The organism is Burkholderia sp. E168m15, assembly GCF_016586105.1.
Classification (GTDB): domain Bacteria; phylum Pseudomonadota; class Gammaproteobacteria; order Burkholderiales; family Burkholderiaceae; genus Burkholderia; species Burkholderia orbicola.
In genome coordinates, this window is sequence record NZ_BCPO01000172.1 from 126,481 (window position 1) to 145,080 (window position 18,600).

The following is an 18,600-nucleotide window of genomic DNA, read 5'->3' on the forward strand; positions in this document are numbered from 1 at the left end:
ACGCCCCGACGGAGCACACGATGAACCCGGATCTCGAGATCGTTCCCACCCACCGCGACGAATCGTTTCGCGCGTGGGTCCACGACTATCCGCATTCGTTCGCGAAGTGGCACTTCCATCCGGAGTACGAGATTCACCTGATCCAGGCGTCGCGCGGCAAGGTGTTCGTCGGCGACCACATCGGCGACTTCGGCCCGGGCAACCTGATCGTCACCGGGCCGAACCTGCCGCACAACTGGGTCAGCGAGCTGGCCGACGGCGAACGCGTGCCGTCGCGCGACGTCGTGCTGCAGTTCTCGCGCGATGCGATCGAGAAGATGGTCGGCGCGTTCAGCGAGCTGCAGCCGGTGATCGACCTGATCGACGACGCGGCGCGCGGCGTGCAGTTTCCCGACCGCGTGGGCGTCGAGGTCGCGCCGCTGATGCTCGAACTCGCGAACGCGCACGGCTGCCGCCGCGTCGAGATCCTGATGTCGCTGTTCGACCGGCTGTCGTCGTGCCGCGAGCGGCGCGTGCTCGCGGGGCCCGGCTACCGCAGCGACGCGCAGCACTACATGTCGTCGACCATCAACCAGGTGCTGTCGTACCTCCAGCAGAACCTGCCCGGCATGCTGCGCGAAACCGACGTCGCCGCGTTCGCCGGCATGAGCGTCAGCACCTTCACGCGGTTTTTCCGGCGTCACACCGGCTCGTCGTTCGTGCGCTACCTGAACCGGCTGCGCATCAACGAGGCGTGCGAGCTGCTGATGTTTTCCGACCTGACGGTGACCGACATCTGCTACCGGGTTGGCTTCAACAACCTGTCGAACTTCAACCGTCAGTTTCTCGCGATGAAGCAGGTGCCGCCGTCGAAGTTCCGCGCGCTGCACCGGCTCAACGAACCGCACGGCCGCGACGACGCACCGCCCCCGCGACGCGCGCGGCCGCCGTGCCCCCCAGACAGGACGCTTCACACGTGACATTCCTCGGCATCGATCTCGGCACGTCCGAGGTCAAGGTTCTGCTCACCGATTCCCGATCGGTCCCCCTCGCCACCGGCGCGGCCACGCTGTCGATCAGCCGGCCGCATCCGCACTGGTCCGAACAAAGCCCGCAGGCGTGGTGGCACGCGATGCTCGACGCGATCGCGTCGGTGCGCGCCGCGCATCCGGCCGGCTTCGCCGCGCTGCGCGGCATCGCGCTGTCCGGCCAGATGCACGGCGCGACGCTGATCGACCGCGCGGACCAGGTGCTGCGCCCCGCGATCCTGTGGAACGACACGCGCGCCGGCACCGAATGCGTCGAGCTGGAAGCGCTGGTGCCGGAATCGCGCGCGATCACCGGCAACATGGCGATGCCCGGCTTCACCGCACCGAAGCTGCTGTGGCTCGCGAAATACGAGCCGGCCGTGTTTCGCGCGGTGCACAAGGTGCTGCTGCCGAAGGACTACCTGATCTGGCGCCTGTCCGGCGAATTCGTGTCCGACATGTCCGACGCGTCGGGCACGCTGTGGCTCGACTGCGCGCGCCGCGACTGGTCCGACCGGATGCTCGCCGCGACCGAGCTGTCGCGCGCGCAGATGCCGCGCCTCGTCGAAGGCAACGCGCCCGCCGCGCAGTTGCGCGACGCGCTGCGGCGCGAATGGGGCATCGACGGGCCCGTGACGATCGCCGGCGGCGCCGGCGACAACGCGGCGTCCGCGATCGGCATGGGCGTCACGGGTGCCGGCAGCGGCTTCCTGTCGCTCGGCACGTCGGGCGTGCTGTTCGCCGGCAACGACCGCTTCGCGCCGAACCCGGACGCCGCCGTGCACGCGTTCTGTCACTGCGTCGAAGGGCGCTGGCACCAGATGAGCGTGATCCTGTCGGCCGCGGCGAGCCTCGACTGGCTCGCGCGTGCGCACGGCACGACGCCCGCTGTGCTGGCGGCGCGCGCCGAACACGCCGATCCGGCCCGCGCGCCGCTGTTCCTGCCGTATCTCGGCGGCGAGCGCACGCCGCACAACGACGCGCATGCGCGCGGCGTGTTCTTCGGGCTGTCGAACGAACACGACGCCGACGATCTCGCGTATGCGGTGATGGAAGGCGTCGCGTTCGCGATGGCCGACGGCTACGACGCGCTGCGCGCGGCCGGCACGACGCTCGACGCGGTGTCGTTCATCGGCGGGGGCTCGAAGAGCGCGTTCTGGGCGCAGCTATGCGCGAATGCGACCGGGCTCTCGATGCAGCGCCATGCGGACGGCGCGGTCGGCGCGGCACTCGGCGCGGCGCGACTCGCACGGCTGGCGGCGACGAACGATACGCTGGAGGAAGTCTGCGTCGCGCCGCCCGTCACGGAGACGGTCGCGCCCGATGCCGCGTCGGTCGATCTGCTGGCGGGGCGGCTCGCGCGCTACCGACGGCTGTATCGCGCGCTGCGGGACGAGTTCGCGGCCGCCGACTGAACGGGAACAGCCGCGCGATCGCGCTTGACCCGGCCCTTGGGATCGCCTTTATGCTGACCGCAACGAATCGACAGCAAGAGGTGACGGATGGGTACCGACACGCCCCGTTTGAACGCATCGGCCGCCGCCGCGCGGCTTGGCGTCTCGATCAAGGCGCTGCGGCTGTACGAGCGGCACGGCCTCGTCACGCCCGAACGCACGCCGGCCGGATACCGCGCGTACGGCCCGGCCGACCTCGCACGCGCCGCCGACATCGCGGCACTGCGCAAGCTCGGCCTCGGTCTCGCGCAGGTCGCGAGCGTGCTCGACGGCGATGCGCGCGGTCTCGATACCGCGCTGGCCGCTCACGAAGCGGCGCTCGATCGCGGGATTCAGGATTTCGTCGGCAAGCTCGACCGTGTGCGCGCGATGCGCGCCGACCTTGCACGGGGGCGGATGCCGACGGACGGAGAACTCGCGCGGCTCGTCGACACAGGCAGCGCCGGCGTCGCGTTCAGCCTGCCGTGGCCGTGGGGTGGCGAATGGTTCGAGTGTCGCGATATCCGGCCGTTGAACTACATCATCGGTTCGCTGGGGAGCGGCAAGACGCGGCTCGCGCTTCGGCTGGCCGAAGCGCTGCCCGGCGCGGTGTTCGTCGGCCTCGATCGGCTGGACGACGATTGTGCCGCGGCATTCGACGCATTGCACGCCGATCCGGAATTGAAGTCGCGCGTCGATCGCGCGTCGGCGTTGCTCGCCGCCAAAGGCGCGACGCCGTCGCCAGCGCTGACGGCACTCCTCGTCAGCCTCGAAGCGCAACGCCCGCGTGCGCAGATCGTCGACATGATCGAACAGGGCCTCGACCGAGCCACGCAGTTGGCATTGATCGCGCATCTGCGCGAAGGCGCGGCCGCCGGCATGCGGCCGCTGTTCCTGCTGACGCGCTCGTCGGCCATCCTCGATCTCGCGGCGGTCGGCCCCGACGAAACCATCCTGCTGTGCCCGGCCAATCACAGCCCGCCTGCGCGCGTGGCGCCTTACCCCGGCGCGCCGGGGTATGAAGCCGTGGCCACGTGCCTGGCGGCGCCGGAGGTCCGGGAGCGGATTGCGCGGCGGCCGGAAGCGCGCGCTATGATGCTCGGTACGGAACGCGAAATGAATTGAATGTTTCGCGACCTGTCCGTCGGAGAACATGATGGCACGCGACACGCGGGTAGAAATCGAACTCGACGATATCGAATCGACCGAACAGTTGCACGTACGGCTGATGAAGAAGTTGAGTTTCCCGGATTGGTATGGAAGAAACTGGGATGCGTTCTGGGACGCCATTACCGCACTGGTCGATATGCCGCCCATTCTCCGGCTGAAAGGCTGGTCGGAATTCGAACGCCGCTTTCCCCGCGACGCGAAGCTGATGCGCGACTGCCTGCAGGACATGGCCCGGCAATATCCGGCCTTCGCACCCCGTGTCGAATACGATTGATCGAACTCGCCGCAAGCCGCAAGATCGCACGTCCGTTCCTTCCAGACTAGATCGCAACAACCTCAAATGGATTTGCCCCCGGATTGACGCCATTGTGACGGTTGCACCACCGTCACGATCCCAGCCGCCCCATCCGCCGCGCCATCGCCGGGCTCACCGCATGCACGGGATCGAAGCCGAAGAACTCGAGCACGTGCCGCGCGACGTCGTCGCGATCGTTGTCCGCGCAGATCATGTGATAGCTGTTCTCCAGCACGATCCCGCGCGCGTCGGGCAGCTTTTCCAGCAGGAAATCGGCCGAGCGCAGGCTCGTCAGCTCGTCCTCGCGCGCATGCAGCACGAGCGTCGGGCACGGCGTGCCGGGCGCGGCATCGCGTACCCAGTCGCGCATCCGGTCCACCTGCCGCACGCACGCGAGCGGCACCCACGCATAGTGGAAACTGTCCTGCCGCTCGAACTTCTTCTTCACGATCGCGCGGATCGTCGCGTTCTTGATGCCGAACGGATCGCCTTCTTCCACGCGCATTCGCTCCGCCACACCCGGCACGCGATACAGCACGTGCCGCAGCGACCGGTACCACGGCGTCGACCAGCCGTCGATGAATACCGGTGCGGCCAACAGCGCGAGCCGGCCGCGCGCATGCTGCACACGATGACACAGCAGCAGCGCGACGAGCGCGCCCATACACATCCCCGCAACGTGCAGCGTGTCGTACTCGCGTTCCAGCGCGCGGTACTGCTCGGTCACCGCGTCGAGCCACGCCTCCGCGCGCACGCCGACCAGATCCTCCGGGCGCGTGCCGTGCCCCGGCAGCGTGATCATGTGCGTGTCGGCGCCCGCGCGCCGCATCGCCTTGTGCAGCGAACCGAGATCGTATTGCGTGCCGCCGAGCCCGTGGATCAGCAGCACGGCCGTGCGGCCCGTCATGACGCGTGCCCGCTCATTCGTCCGCCGGCCACACGCGTTCGATCTGCCACACGCCCGCCACCACCGTCACGTCGACGTTCGAATCGAGCAACGGCGCGCCGTGGTCGGTGATCGTCCGCGTGCCGCCGTCGCGCAGCACGATGCGCAGCGACAGCGACGCGCGGTCCTCGCCCGCGATCTCCGCATTCCAGTAGTCGCGCAACGCGTCGCGGTCGCCCGCCTGCACGCGTTCGAGCACGAGCGGCACGCTCGCGATCTGCGCGGCGTCGACGCCGACGCCGAACACGCGCTCGACGTCGCCGCTCCATTCGATCCGGCCCGACTCGGGATCGAGCACGTACGCGATCTGGCCGGCGCTCGCGAGCGCGAGCTCCATGTTGTTCTGCAGCACCGCCGCATGCTCGTGCACGCGCTCGCGCGTCGTCTTCAGCGTGCTCACCGTCAGCACCAGCAGCGACGCGACCGCCAGATAGAGCTGCGCTTCGAGCAGCGCACTGCCGTAATGCTCGTGGAGCGACGCGAACGGGCCGTCGCCCTGCGCGGTCTGCTCGATCACGATCAGCGCGAGCACCAGCACCGACGACGAGCCCGCACGGCCGCCGAGCAGCAGCGTCACCGCGACCGTCAGGAACAGCGGCACATAGGTGAGCGCGAAGCCGGCGCCCGTGCCGAATTTCCGCGCCGTATCGCCATCGAAGATCACGAGCGCGACGACCGCGAGCAACGCGAACGCGACGATGCCGAGCACCAGGTCGAAGCGCTCGTGGTCGCCCGAGCGGTGCGCGCGAAAGCGCGACCACGACGCGAGCACCGGCGTGACCAGCAGCACGCCAACGAAATCGGACGCGGCCCACACCGACCACACGTCGAAGAACGGCGCACCCTTGAGCGTCGTGTACCACGCCGCGCCGCCGATCGCGCCGACGACGCCCGCGATCAAGCCGGCCAGAATCACCGAGCGCAGGAAATACAGCCCTTCGAGCGAGAAGCGCACGCGCTGCACGAGCCAGACCGCGAGTGCGGCCGCGCCGACCTCGTCCACCGTGAACAGCACCGCGTTGACGAAGCTGCCGTGCTCGATCGCGGACAGCGCGAGCTGCCCGGCCAGGAATGCGCCGGCCAGCGTCAGCCATTCGCGCATCGGTCGCAGCATGAATGCGCCGACCGTCACACCGGCCGGCAGCCAGATGTAGCCCGTCAGCCGGACGGGGCCGTTGAATTCGTGCGAGATGTAGCCGGTCGCGAGATACAGCGCCGCCCAGAGCAGCGCGGCGACGAGCCCCGGCCGCGATCGTTTGGTGTCCATCGAGAATCCCTGTGTATTGCGCCGTGCGTGCGAGCGATGTGCGCATGATAGGCGGGCGGGTGGAACGACGGAATACCGGAAGGCGGCAGCACGTTCGGGGTACCGGCGCGCCCCCGCAAGCTGGCGGTTGTGACCGGGAAAGTATCGGAAAAGTTCGCTGCTTGCCGGGCGCTATCGGGACATGTCTGCAAGTCGTCTTGTCCTGATGGCCAAAATCGCCTGCGGCCGGTCATTCGGCCCTACGATGAAAGGCATCCGAAAGCGTTCGTTTCGGGTATCGTCCAGCTCTCTTGCCAGCACTCGACATGACCGCACACGATGAAAACAGTACCGGCCCGGCCGATATCGGCCCCTTCGACGCGATGAGCCGATTTCGCATCACGTACGACGGGCCCACGCTCGATTCGTCCGAGATGGACGTACGCGAACTCGCGCCCGCGCTGCTGGCCTTCGGCGATTTGCTCGACGCGTCGACGCGCGCACTGTGCGGCGCTCAGGTCCGGCCGCAGGTCAACGTGCGCGGCAGCTTCAAGACGGGCAGCTTCGGCATCGACTTCACGCTCGCGACCTCGCTGCTCGGCCGCATGCGCGACATGCTGAGCGGCAACGAAGGCACGGCGCTCGCCAATGCGGTGACGATCCTGACCGCGCTCGGCATCGCCGCGCCCAGGGCAAGGAAGGGGCTTTTCGCCGTCCTCAAATGGCTGCGTGGGCGCGAGATCACGCACGTGCGGATGCAGAACAACACCGCGGTGCTGGACGTCGACGGCGACGAACTGGAAATCGACCTGCCCGTCCTCACGCTGCTGAGTGACGTCCGCGTTCGCCAAGCCATCGCACAAGTGCTTGCGCCGCTAGCGCGCGAAGGCATCGAGATTTTCGCTGCCGGCACCGATACCGAGGTATACGAGACGGTCGCCCACAACGAGATCGCATGGTTTCACGCGCCGGAGCCGACCGACTCGCTCCTGCTCGACGAGCATCGCAAGATGGCATTCTCGATCGTGTCGCTCGCGTTCAAGGACGACAACAAGTGGCGCCTGTACGACGGCACGTCGACGATTCACGCGACGATCACCGATGCCGGCTTCCTGTCGCGCGTGAACAACAGCCAGATCAGTTTCAGCAAGGGAGACGTGCTCTTGTGCAATGTCCGTATGCAGCAGTGGCAAACTTCGGACGGGGCAAAAACCGAATACGAGGTCACGGATGTCCTCGAACATCGCCCGGCCGGCCTGCAAATTCGGTTGCCGGGCATGTGATCCGCACCGAAGCGTCGCGCCCGACGCAACCTCTCATCACTGATGAAACCCGCGATCCATCTGCGTGCTGCGTCTCAGGAAGATCTCCCGTTCCTGCTGACGCTCCGTCGACTCACGATGACCGAGCATCTGCAGCGCGTCGGCGCGCCGACCGACGATGACGCGCACGACCAGCGCATCCGCGCGAACTTCGACGACGCGATGATCGTCTGTGAAGGCGCCGATGCCATTGGCCTGCTGAAGGTGACACGCGCCGCCAGCGAATGGCACGTCCATCAGATCCAGATTCTCCCCGCGCGCCAGGGCCAGAGAATCGGGAAAACCGTGCTGCACGCATTGCTGACCGACGCGGCGCACGCGCGCGTGCCGGTATCGCTCAGCGTGCTACATGGCAACCCGGCGCGGCGGCTCTACGAACGGCTCGGCTTTCGCGTCGCGTCGGAAACCGACACGAGCGCGAGCATGGTCTGGCACGCGTGACGCGCGTCATGTCGACGCCGTCGCATGGCCCTTACTGCGTGATCTTCGCGTCCTTCAGCAGATTGCCGATCATCTGCGCGCTCGCCTTCTCGGCCGCGATCGCCTGCAATTGCTGCTGAAGCGTCGGCTTCGCGGTTTCGAAACCCGGCACCTGCGTCGGCCGCTTCGCATCCAGCTTCACGATCGCCCGCACGCCATCGACCGGAATCGAATCCTTCGTCGTCGCGCCGACCGTCAGCTTCTCGAGCGCCTGCGCAACGGGCAGCGGCAGCCCGGCCGTCTTGCCTTCCGCCGCCGGCGTATTGAAGCTCACCCACGGCAGCTCGCCGCCGGTATCGCGGCTCGGCGCCAGGCTGTACTGGCGTGCCAGCCCGTCGAACGACTTGCCCGCCTTCAGCTCGCTCAGCACGGTCGCCGCCGCGACCGGGTCCTTGACGACGATCACGCGCGGCTTGTATTCGTTCTTGCCGAGCGCGGCGACCAGTTCGTCGTAGCGCGCCTTGACCTGCTCGTCGGTCACCGGCTCCGGCTTCACGTGGTCGCGCAGGTACAGTTGCACCTCGGCCGTCACCTTCGCCTGCTGCATCGCCGCCTTGACCTCGGGCTTGTCCGCATAGTTCGCCTTCTCGGCCGCCTGCTGAACCAGCACGCGCGTGATCAGCTGGTTCTTGATCGCCTGGCGGATCTGCGGCGAATCGGGCTGCCCGGACGCGCGCAGCAGCGTATCGACGTCGGCCTGCGTGATCGGCGTGCCGTTGACGGTCGCGACCGTCTCCGCCGTCTGCGCGTGGACCGGGCCACTCAGTGCGCCGGCCAGCGCGACGATCGTCAACAGGCGATTCGGGATCGTTTTCTTCTTCATCGTTGGGTCGCTTCAAGCATAAGAAACGCGGCAGGGACCGCCGCGCTCGTTCATCGTGCACGCCCGCACAACGTCCGCGGGAGCCGCCGCCATTGTGCACGGAACCGCATTTCCACGTCGGGAGGTTCGGCAAGCGGGTCCGGCACGGCGCGGCGCGCAGGGTGCCCGCGGTGCATTGCATGCGCATTGCGCAACAATCCCGCGAAAATACTCACGATTGCTTTCACGACTTCGCGAGTACGGCCGCTGCCCGACGCGGCTGCACGTTCGGCGTCTTCAGCACCTTCAGCCTGTCAGGGCGTCCACCGGTACACGGTGATGCTGTTCCCCTTCACGTTGTTCTTCATCACCACGTACTCGCCGTTGAACCGGCGGTACGCGCGGATGCTGTACATCGCATCGATCGCGCTGCTGGTGTCGACCGTCGCGGGGTTCGCATTGACCAGCGTCGTGTCGAGATTGCCGGTGGTGAGGTTGAACGCGTCGACGTTCGGCCACAGCGGCCCGCTGCTGCTGAACCAGTAGCCGACGAACAGATGGTTGCCCGCCGCGTCGATCGATTTCGCGCCGCTGTGCGGCAGCGTGATCACCGGGTCGGGCTTCGTCGTGTTGCCCGCGCGCCAGCCGTGATACACCTCGATGCGCGTGCCGATCGACGTCCAGTCGTTGCTGCCGACCGCGCCCTGCGCAAGCACCATCGTGTCGCTGTCCGCGAGATAGACGATGCGCGTCAGCGGCACGATGCTGGCCGGAATGCGGGTCGCGACGCCCGGCCCCCACGACGGCTTGCCGTTCGCGTCGAAGCCGGTCAGCGGGTAATGCGTGATCGCGCCGGTCTTGTCGAGGCCGGCCCATACGCCGCCCTGGCTGTCGAGGCTGAAGCCGCCCGTCACGCGCTGCGTGGTATTGAATGCGGGGCCGGGAATCGAGCCGTCCGGAATCGCGACGTAACCGTTCGCCGCGTTGAAGTGATAGAAGTAGAAGACCGGCGGGTTCTGGCCGGCCGCGACGAGAATCCGGTTCGCGCCGACCGACGTGAGCAGCCCGAAGTGTTCGTCGCGCTGCGTATCGTTCATGTTGATGCGCGGGTCCGACGGATACGTGAACGGATCGACGGTGTTCGCGACGAACTTGCCGCCCGCGCTGCCGCTGTAGATATGCGTGGCGCCGTAGAACAGCGCGCCGTCCGTGACCGGGTCCGGCGCGGCAATGCCTTCGAAGTTCAGCGACTGCAGCGTCCAGCGCAGATTGCCGTTGCTGCCGTACGCATGAATGTCGGTCGCGCCGTTGCGGCCGAGATCCCAGCTGCCGCCCCACGGGTTGTTGAGCACATAGAGGTTGCCGCCGGTGTCCTTGCCGATCCCGACGATGCGCGTGAAGCGTTGCGGGCCGACCTGCCCCTTGATGCCCGTCGTCGTGTCGAGATAGCCGCCGCGCACGCCGAACGTGCCGGCCAGTGCCGGCCGGCCCGAGATCGAATAGCGCTTGATGTTCTGGTCGGGCCCTTCGTCGCCCACCAGCAGTTGCCCGGCCGCCGCATCGACATACAGCGCCGACGGATGCGAGCCGGCCGGCATCCGGATCGTATCGAGCAGCGCGCCGGTCGGGCTGAAGCCGACGATCGAGCCGGCACTTTTCTGCGCGACCCACACGTTGCCCGCGCCGTCCACCGCGAGCGCACCCGGCGCCGACACGGCGATATCCCGCTGCCACACGCCATCGGTCGTGAACACGCGCACGCGATTGCCGTAGAAGTCGCTCGCATAGAGCAGCGAGCCGGCCGTCGCGAGCCCGGTGACGACGTCGATGCGCGGCTGGTTGGTCGCCGCGCTGATCTGGATCACGCGGTCGCGAACCTTCGTCGCGCGGTTGTAGCGCCCCACCGCACCGCTGCCGTACGTCTTGCCGGGCTGCAGCGCGACGAACAGCGACGTCGCGTTGCCCGTGATCGCGCTGCCCTGGAATTCCGAATGCGCGCCGATCGAGCCGATGCTCTTGCCGTTCTGGTAGATCGCGACGCCGCCTTCATCCTCGTCCCACATCGACGCCGTGTAGATCACGCCTTCGGGGGCTACCCACATCGCGCGCGCGACGTTGCCGACGTGCGCGGCGAGCGTGCCGTACGTGTTCGCGATCCAGTCGGTGGTGTTGGCTGCGTGAGCAGAGGGCGCAAATGCGGCGATCGCCGCGGCAACGAGCGCGGCCTGGATGCGTTTTCTGGCGACCATGACGGATGCTCTCCTGAACAGGGTAGTCATTCACATGAGGGATCGGCCGGCCAGATGGCTTGAAGCCCGCGAGATGTCAATTCTTCCCCGAATCATCCGGCGCAGTCGGTATGACATACGGCATGCATTCGATAATGCGCAGGGCGAGAATAGCGTTATATAAATCGAAAAAAATTGCGAATCGCCCGCGCTTTTGGCGAGCGCCCGCCGCGCGTCAGTGAATGGTCACTTACGCGCCGGATCGGGAATCGGGAAAATCAGGCGGGCGCCTGCCGGAATATCGCCGCCGATTCGACGTCGATCAATTGAAACGGCGAATGCCATTTCGGAAACATCGGGAAAAGCCACTGCCCCAAAACACATCGCCGGCCTGAATCCGCATCGAATCCGGGCCGGCGAATGTCATTTGCCGCGGGTCGGGCAACGCGACGTTGCACTGCCGCATTTGCCACGCATCATGCCGACGTTTCCCGCACCTTCACCTCGGCTACGCGCGCATCGTCCGAATCGTCGTCGTCGCGCGGCGCGTCGAGCTGCCCTTCCCACTTCGCGACCACGGCCGCGGCGATCGAATTGCCGACGGCATTGGTGGCCGAGCGCCCCATGTCGAGGAACATGTCGACGCCCATGATCAGCAGCAAGCCGGCTTCGGGCAGGTTGAACTGGTTGAGCGTCGCCGCGATCACGACCAGCGACGCGCGCGGCACGCCGGCCATTCCCTTCGACGTCACCATCAGCATCAGCAACATCGTGATCTGCGTGCCGAGCGGCAGATGGATGCCGTATACCTGCGCGATGAACAGCACCGCGAACGTGCAGTACATCATCGAGCCGTCGAGATTGAACGAATAGCCGATCGGCAGCACGAAGCTCGAGATCTTGCGGTTCACGCCGAAGCGATCGAGCGCGTCCAGCAGCTTCGGATACGCGGCCTCGGAGCTGGCCGTCGCGAACGACAGCAGGAACGGCTCGCGGATCAGCCGGATCAGCGTGAACGCGCGCTTGCCGAGGAACGTCACGCCGGCCAGCGTCAGCACGGCCCATAGCAGCGCCAGCGCCAGATAGAAGCTCGCCATGAACTTCGCGAACGTGAGCAGGATGCCGAGCCCTTCGGTCGTGATCGTCGACGCGAGCGCCGCGAACACCGCGACCGGCGCGAACCCCATCACCGCCCCCGTGACCTTCAGCATCACCTGCGCGAGATCGTCGATCACGCCGGTCAGGCGCTTGCCCGATTCGCCGAGCGCGGACAGCGCGGTGCCGAAGAAGATCGAGAACACGACGATCTGCAGGATTTCGTTGTTCGCCATCGCCTCGGCGATCGACTTCGGCACCAGGTGCACCACGAAATCCTTCAGCGTGAACGCGCCCGTCTTCAGATTGAGCGCCGCATCGGACGGCGGCAGTGGCAGGCTCAGGTGGCTGCCCGGCTGCAGGAGCGTCGCGGTCAGCAGACCGAGCAGCAGCGACGTGAACGACGCGATGAAGAACCAGCCGAACGCCTTGACGCCCACGCGGCCCACCGCGCCGCCGTCGCCCATCTGCGCGATGCCGACGGTCAGCGTCGCGAACACCAGCGGCGCGATGATCATCTTGATCAGGCGCAGGAATACATCGGACAGCAACGACACGTAGCCGGCGACTTCCTTCGCCATCTTCGGGTCGGGAAACGCGCTATGGCAGGCGTAACCCACGGCGATACCAAGCATCATCGCGACAACGATGTACTTGGTAATGTTGTGCTTCTTCTTCATTAGTGATCCAAATTACAAGGCGTATGTTGCTGACGGCGGGTCAATCATTCGCGTCCGGCTGCGAATTGAAACCTGTGTCTCCATGCGGGTACCTGTCCGCGTCGGGCGGTCGCCAGGGCGGACAAGGGGGGGCATTCTAACGCAAATGGTGCACCGGCTTTCAAATGTGAAAGCCCCGCGAGTTGATTTGCGTCCTGATGTCGTCGGGAAACGGCCGGTGTCGCGGTCCGGCCGGCTTCCGGTGCGGCCGGATGTCGGGGAATGTCAGCGGATCAGGTAGGACGCAGCTTGCCCGGAAAGGCACGGCGGGCGGGCGAATGCGTCAACGCGGCGCGCCGGCCATGTCGGGCGTCAGGCAACCAGTACGCAGGTGCGGAAGAAATCGCCAAGCGCGGCGGCCGTCCGTTCCATGTCGACGGACGTGCCGAGGCTGCGGTCGAGCCACAGGCCGTTGAACATCGCGAAGACGATGTTCGTCGTGCCTGCCGGATCCAGCGATGGCCTGACCCAGCCTTCGGCCTGGCCGCTTGCCAGCAAGCCCGCGAGATCCGCGCGCATCTTCCGGTCGAGCCCGACGATATCGGGGCGGCGCTCGGCATCGCGCGCGAGTTCGAGCCAGCTGTCGACACCCAGGCCGTCATCGCCCTGCGCCAGCATCCCGGTCAGTTCGTCGGCCGTGATGTTGGCCAGCCAACGCAGCCCGTCCTTGCTGAGGATGCGATCGAAGTCCTGCGTATAACGCTCGACCTCGACCGCGATGATCGCGTCGATCATCTCGCGCTTGTCGGCGAAATACCGGAACACCGCGCCCGCGCTCATGTCGGCCGCCGCACAGATATCTTCCGTACGCGCGCCGTGGAACCCCTTGGCCTTGAAGACCCGGGCGGCCGCGGTGAGGATCTGCTCGCGGCGTTGCTGGTGAAGGTTTTCGTTTCGTGTGCGCGCCATGCTTCCCGAAATAACCGGACTAAATCGTCGCATTATAGGGAAGGTACCTGTCGGGATCAAATCCGGCGGCGCCGTTTCAGGTCGCGGTCCCGCGAGAGATCGCCACGCCCGGGACCGCACGATTCAGCGATCGCGACACATTCTCACAAAGATGCGCAGACCTCGACACTACGGCACGTAAACGATCTGTAATATTTGGAAATGATTCGTATCGACGCCGTGCGCCGGCGTCAACGCGCAATCCCGGGCCGGAAACGCGGCACCGCGTTCGCGCCATGGTTTCCATCAGGTCGGGCCCGTCATTTCATCAGTATTCCTCTGAAATGATGGATCGACAAAAAAGCGGCATCGTGATGAACATTCTGTACACCAACTTCCACGGCGATTACGGCGGCGGCCAGGACACCTATGTCCGCGATCTCGCCGTCGCGATGAGCCGCCATCACCGCGTGACCGTGGCGTCGCCGGAAGGCAGCCGCCTGTCGCGACTGCTGAAGGACAGTCCCGGCGTGGCGATCTTCGACATGGAATTCAAGCCGCGCTGGAACCGGCTGTGCCGGGAGATTCTCCGGCTGCGCCAGCGGATCGCCGCCGAGCGCTTCGACGTGATCCACGTGAACGGGTCCGCCGATCACCGGCAGGTGATGCTGGCGCTGCTCGGCTGCCGGTATCGGCCGGCGGTCGTGCTGACCAAGCACAACACCTATCGCGCCGACAGCTTCGGCAACCTGCTGCGCGCCCGGCTGGCCACCGACCACACGATCGCGGTCAGCGACTACGTCGCCAGCATGCTCGCGCTGCGCTCGCCGTACGGCAACGTCACGGTCGTCAAGCACGGCGTGCGCCGGCCCGCTGCCGAACGACTCGCGGCCGACGAGATCCGCCGCCGCAAGATCGCGCTGTTCGGCGCGGCCGGCGCGGATGCGATCGTGCTGGGCAGCAGCGCCGGCACCGCGCCCGAAAAAGGCTGGATGGACCTGATCGCCGCGCTCGGCCGCCTGCCCGAAGCCGAGCGCGAGCGGTTTCGCGTGCTGCTGGTCGGCGCGGAGCCGTCCGGCGAGCAGCGCGCGCAACTCGCGCGGCACGGCATGGCGTCGCGCACCGCGTTCACCGGGCGCCTCGACGATGTGCGGGCGCCGTTCTCGATCATCGACGTGTCATTCGTGCTGTCGTACCACGAGAGCCTGTCGTATGCGTGCCGCGAAGCGATGTCGCTCGGCTGCCCCGCGATCGTGACGCGCGTGGGCGGGCTGCCCGAAAACGTCGAACCGGGCGTGGACGGCTGGGTCGTCCCGCCGCGCGAGCCCGCGGCAATCGAAGCGATCCTGCGCGCGATCGTGCAGGAGCCCGGCTGCGTCCGTGCGATGGGGCGCAGCGCGCGGCTGAAAGGCAAGCGCGAATTCTCGTTCGACGCGTTCGTCGACGCGACCTTGTCCGTCTATCACAAATCGATTCGACACAACCCCTACCGTTGGGTGACCTCCTTGAGATCGACGAAATGGCAATGAATATCTGGAAGAAGTACTGGGACCTGCGCACGCAGGAATGTCCGTGCGACGTGCACTTCGTCGAATGGCTGGAATCCGTGCGCCTCAAGGGCATCCGCATCTATCACTTCGGTACCGGCGGGCATCACCATGTCGGCGTCGAATGCGCGCGGCCGCATCTGAACAACACCGTCTTCGGCGTGACGGCATCGCCGAAGGAATACAAGTCGTACGTCGATCTCGTCACGCGGCAGCCCGAGGTGAGCAAGACCTACCTCGCGTATTTCGGCGACATCTATACGAGCAATTCGAACCTGCTGCCGACGTTCGACGTCGTCACGCTGTTTCATCTGTGCGAATTCCGCGACGAAGCGAACAGCCGCTACGGCGCGAAGACCGACGAAGCGGTGCTCGACCTGTTCGCGCGCCATACCGCACCCAATGGCCATCTGCTGTTCTACAAGGGCTCGTCGGCCTACCGGAAGGCCGAGCCGATCATCGCGCAATGGGCCGCTCGTGCCGATTTCGCCGAGGTCGGCGACTTCAAGACCCTGCGGATTTTCCGCAAGGCCGCGTAATCCCGCTTTCTTGCGATCTGCCGATGCTTACGCGCACCCCACGCTATCCGATCCTGATGTATCACCAGATCCGCCCGCTGCCGCCGCCGACCGACCGGCTGCGCAGCCTGAGCGTCGCCCCCGACGCGTTCCGCCGCCAGATGACGCTGTTCCGGCAGCTCGGCTACCGCGGCCTGAGCGTGCGCGAACTGCAGCCGTACCTGCGCGGGGAGCGGCAGGGCAAGGTCTTCGGTATTTCGTTCGACGACGGCTTTCTCAACGTGCTGACGCATGCGATGCCCGTGCTGGATGCGCTCGGATTCACCGCGACCTGCTACTTCGTCGCCGGCCGGTTCGGCGGCGCGAACGATTGGGACGCGGGCGCGCCGACCGCGCGCTCGCCGCTGATGACCTGCGAGGACATGCTCGCGTGGCGCGATCACGGCCATGAAATCGGCTCGCATACGCTCGATCACGTCGCGCTGTCGTATGTGCCGGCGCCTGTTTCGGCGTTTCAGTTGACCGAATCGAAGCGGCAACTCGAAATGCTGAGCGGGCAATGCGTCGAATCGTTCTGTTATCCGTACGGCGATCTCGATGCACGCGTGCGCGATCAGGTCATCGCTGCCGGTTACGGCAACGCGACGACGACCCGGCGCGGATGCGCCGGTGCGACCGACGATCCGTTTCTGCTGCCGCGGATTCCGGTCGCGGGCGGGGTCGGGGCTGTGAGGCTGTGGTTCAAGTGCATGAAGGGGCGAATGGCGGGGTGCCGATAAGCGCTTGAGCAGACCGACTGGACGGGCCGGTCTCACCCCGATCCAATACCCATCGCCTTCGGTGACTCAATTTCCGACCGATTGAAGACCAATGACAAGTATCTTGATCGGTTGCCGGCCCTGCTCAACGCATCAGTATGCGACGTAAGGCGCGGACTCGCCTTCCGCCGAACGATCCAGGCCAAAATAGATTGTCCGACCGTAAAAATAGGGCAGCCCGAGATCTAGCCAGGAGGACGATCCGAAGTGACCCGCGACGTCATTGAATGCATATGTCGAACTCCTCGAGAACAACGTATCTGCGTTTGCCACGGACAGGGAAATCATGCTCACCGTGCCGTCGAGCCCAACCAGGGTCGCGGCATAAGTGGTCGTCGTTGACGGGCAATAGAATTGCGTGTTCCTGGTACACGTAATCTGCGACGAGTCATCGAAGAAATTCGCATTTGATCCGGTATCGAAGAACGCTGTGACTTTCCTGGAAAGGAATGCTCCCGGCACATCACCCGTCGTCGTCGACATCAGCTTCGTGGTGGCACCGAATGCATTGTTGCTTTGCGTGCCGATGCCAAAAATCAACGAGCCCGTCGCGCTTTCCCGACCGTCTTCCGAAATCTGCGGCATTTGTACAATCACGCCGTTGTTGTCTACGGCAAATTGACCGACAGGATTGCTGATCTGTTGCGATAGCGGCACGGTGACTTGTTCACAACTCGAGTTTCCGTCCGCGCACGCGTAGTAGTTGCTCAACGACGCGACCTTTACACAGGGTGCGCCGCAATCATAGGGCGCCGGGCCAATTCCCAGAATGCCGTTTGCACCAAGAGCCGTGGCCGAGTTCGCCGATTCATTCCCGTTTGTACAGGAACTTGGCACGTTGTCCGTTCCGAGATCGCCGATGATCTGCACCGGCAAGGAACTCGCACGTTCATCGCCAATGGCAAGGTCAATCGTTCGAACCGTGCCCCACGTGTAACTCGAAACGAACTTGCCGCACTCGGAAAGCGTCGCTCCGTCGCTCGTGGTTGTTTTAGGCAGACTGCCGATAACGCTTGGAATGGCATCACGTACGATCCGCAAGCCATACGATGCCGTGTCGACGAGCACATTGGACACCACCTGGCAGCGTGACGTTCCGGGCGCACAAATCTTGATGTTGACGGTCGGAATGTTGACGACGCGTGCAACGCCTCGCGCAACCGTAATGATGGCGGTATTCCCAGTGTTGCCGTCCGATGCGCCAGAACTATTGGCGCCCGTTTCGCCGGAACCTGAATCGCCGCCGCCGCACGCAACGAGGAAAGCTGCCGAAACGGTCATCAAGCTGAATATGCCGAACCACCGGACGACCGCACGAAAAATGCTCATGATCATTTGCATGGGAGTTACAGGATATCGTTGCCGGTCAGGCCGGACGGAAGCGCGGGCGGCAACCAGGCTTGCCCGGAAAATGCCCCCATGTGCCCTCCTGTCTTGATCACGAGATTGCGCGTCGAAACGGATACCGGCGTACGCCAGCCACGACGTGCATGCGCGGCTTCGACGCCCGCGCTGTAATCGCGAAGATAATTGCCGAACACCGACGCGAGATCGGGAACCGTCGGCCCTTGCCACGCGACGCCGAAGACGATTCCGTCGCCCGATGTGTATTCGCGGATCACGGTTCCAGATTCGAGCGTGGATTCACGGACGATGTACACGGCGGGATTCGTCGTCAGGCCATCGGCCGCCCGATTCGCAGGCCGCATCACACGCACTTTCGCGGCATGATCGGCGGCGGACAGCGATATCGGCGCGCCGCCCAGTTCGGCGTACGCATGGGGCGTTGCCCATCCCGCGATGAGCGCGGCGGCGTAAACACAGTTAATCGACCTCACATCTCCCTCCCCGGGTAACACCCGCGTAAGACGGTTCGGGGCGCCCCCGCTGCGAGTTCGCTCCCTTGGGATCAAGTCACCCCCAACGCCGTCGTCGCCGAGAGCGGTAACCAGGTGCCCCGTGGGGGCCGGCCACAACATTTGGTGACATTAAACTCAATACTGATATTTTTGTCACTTATGCCGATAGAGTGCGTGCTCGAACATTCCTAACGTCGGTGTCACATTCATCATCGGCACCACGTGGG

17 protein-coding genes are annotated in these 18,600 nt (G+C 65.6%); 9 read left to right on the forward strand and 8 right to left on the reverse strand.

The genetic code is table 11. The annotated features are described in order from the left end of the window. Positions 1 to 20 precede the first annotated feature (20 nt). From JMF86_RS26995 to JMF86_RS27010, 4 genes are all read left to right on the forward strand, one after another. The gene (locus JMF86_RS26995; RefSeq protein ID WP_201317178.1) at positions 21 to 959 is read left to right on the forward strand and encodes an AraC family transcriptional regulator; all 939 of its coding nucleotides are present in this window, start codon (positions 21 to 23) and stop codon (positions 957 to 959) included. Continuing rightward, on the forward strand, positions 956 to 2,422 hold the full coding sequence (gene xylB, locus JMF86_RS27000) for a xylulokinase (RefSeq protein ID WP_011548668.1): 1,467 nt from the start codon (positions 956 to 958) through the stop codon (positions 2,420 to 2,422). Before JMF86_RS26995 ends, xylB begins: the two co-directional genes overlap by 4 nt. An 87-nt stretch (positions 2,423 to 2,509) precedes the next feature. Then, the gene (locus JMF86_RS27005) at positions 2,510 to 3,565 is read left to right on the forward strand and encodes a MerR family transcriptional regulator (RefSeq protein WP_011548669.1); all 1,056 of its coding nucleotides are present in this window, start codon (positions 2,510 to 2,512) and stop codon (positions 3,563 to 3,565) included. A 31-nt stretch (positions 3,566 to 3,596) separates the two neighbouring features. After that, positions 3,597 to 3,884, forward strand: a complete 288-nt coding sequence (locus JMF86_RS27010; protein WP_011548670.1) for a barstar family protein — start codon at positions 3,597 to 3,599, stop codon at positions 3,882 to 3,884. 112 nt (positions 3,885 to 3,996) lie between these two features. Here JMF86_RS27010 and JMF86_RS27015 read toward each other — a convergent pair whose 3' ends face one another. Next, a complete protein-coding gene (locus JMF86_RS27015; protein WP_011548671.1) occupies positions 3,997 to 4,812 on the reverse strand; it encodes a carboxylesterase in 816 nt (271 codons plus the stop codon). 13 nt (positions 4,813 to 4,825) lie between these two features. Next, a complete protein-coding gene (locus JMF86_RS27020; RefSeq protein ID WP_011548672.1) occupies positions 4,826 to 6,118 on the reverse strand; it encodes an MASE1 domain-containing protein in 1,293 nt (430 codons plus the stop codon). 305 nt (positions 6,119 to 6,423) lie between these two features. On the opposite strand from JMF86_RS27020, the gene JMF86_RS27025 reads away from it, so the two are divergent. Both JMF86_RS27025 and JMF86_RS27030 read left to right on the forward strand, forming a co-directional pair. Continuing rightward, positions 6,424 to 7,380, forward strand: a complete 957-nt coding sequence (locus tag JMF86_RS27025; RefSeq protein WP_011694918.1) for a hypothetical protein — start codon at positions 6,424 to 6,426, stop codon at positions 7,378 to 7,380. A 42-nt stretch (positions 7,381 to 7,422) separates the two neighbouring features. Then, positions 7,423 to 7,860, forward strand: a complete 438-nt coding sequence (locus JMF86_RS27030) for an N-acetyltransferase (protein ID WP_011548673.1) — start codon at positions 7,423 to 7,425, stop codon at positions 7,858 to 7,860. A gap of 31 nt (positions 7,861 to 7,891) precedes the next feature. Here the strand turns inward: JMF86_RS27030 and JMF86_RS27035 are convergent, their stop codons facing one another. The 4 genes from JMF86_RS27035 to JMF86_RS27050 all read right to left on the reverse strand — a co-directional run bounded on the left by JMF86_RS27035 (position 7,892) and on the right by JMF86_RS27050 (position 13,712). After that, a complete protein-coding gene (locus JMF86_RS27035; protein ID WP_011548674.1) occupies positions 7,892 to 8,722 on the reverse strand; it encodes a peptidyl-prolyl cis-trans isomerase in 831 nt (276 codons plus the stop codon). A 293-nt stretch (positions 8,723 to 9,015) separates the two neighbouring features. Continuing rightward, a complete protein-coding gene (locus tag JMF86_RS27040; protein WP_011548675.1) occupies positions 9,016 to 10,950 on the reverse strand; it encodes an SMP-30/gluconolactonase/LRE family protein in 1,935 nt (644 codons plus the stop codon). Positions 10,951 to 11,405: 455 nt separating this feature from the next. Continuing rightward, positions 11,406 to 12,704, reverse strand: coding sequence for a dicarboxylate/amino acid:cation symporter (locus JMF86_RS27045; RefSeq protein WP_011548676.1), 1,299 nt, complete (start codon positions 12,702 to 12,704; stop codon positions 11,406 to 11,408). 351 nt (positions 12,705 to 13,055) lie between these two features. Beyond that, complete coding sequence (locus tag JMF86_RS27050) at positions 13,056 to 13,712, reverse strand: TetR/AcrR family transcriptional regulator (protein WP_226292207.1); 657 nt, start codon at positions 13,710 to 13,712, stop codon at positions 13,056 to 13,058. Between the two features lie 293 nt (positions 13,713 to 14,005). On the opposite strand from JMF86_RS27050, the gene JMF86_RS27055 reads away from it, so the two are divergent. The 3 genes from JMF86_RS27055 to JMF86_RS27065 are packed head-to-tail and all read left to right on the forward strand — an operon-like array spanning position 14,006 to position 16,475. Beyond that, positions 14,006 to 15,160 (forward strand): glycosyltransferase, encoded by a 1,155-nt coding sequence (locus tag JMF86_RS27055; protein WP_041489443.1) that lies wholly within the window; start codon positions 14,006 to 14,008, stop codon positions 15,158 to 15,160. Continuing rightward, the gene (locus JMF86_RS27060) at positions 15,157 to 15,717 is read left to right on the forward strand and encodes a hypothetical protein (protein WP_011548679.1); all 561 of its coding nucleotides are present in this window, start codon (positions 15,157 to 15,159) and stop codon (positions 15,715 to 15,717) included. Before JMF86_RS27055 ends, JMF86_RS27060 begins: the two co-directional genes overlap by 4 nt. A gap of 23 nt (positions 15,718 to 15,740) precedes the next feature. After that, entirely contained in the window at positions 15,741 to 16,475 is a 735-nt protein-coding gene (locus JMF86_RS27065; RefSeq protein WP_011548680.1) for a polysaccharide deacetylase family protein, read from the forward strand. 132 nt (positions 16,476 to 16,607) lie between these two features. On the opposite strand, the gene JMF86_RS27070 is transcribed toward JMF86_RS27065, so the two are convergent. After that, positions 16,608 to 17,843: a DUF3443 domain-containing protein gene (locus tag JMF86_RS27070; protein WP_041489672.1), complete on the reverse strand. Its 1,236-nt coding sequence runs from the start codon at positions 17,841 to 17,843 to the stop codon at positions 16,608 to 16,610. 17 nt (positions 17,844 to 17,860) lie between these two features. Then, positions 17,861 to 18,352, reverse strand: a complete 492-nt coding sequence (locus JMF86_RS27075; RefSeq protein ID WP_011694915.1) for a DUF2844 domain-containing protein — start codon at positions 18,350 to 18,352, stop codon at positions 17,861 to 17,863. Between the last annotated feature and the right edge of the window lie 248 nt (positions 18,353 to 18,600).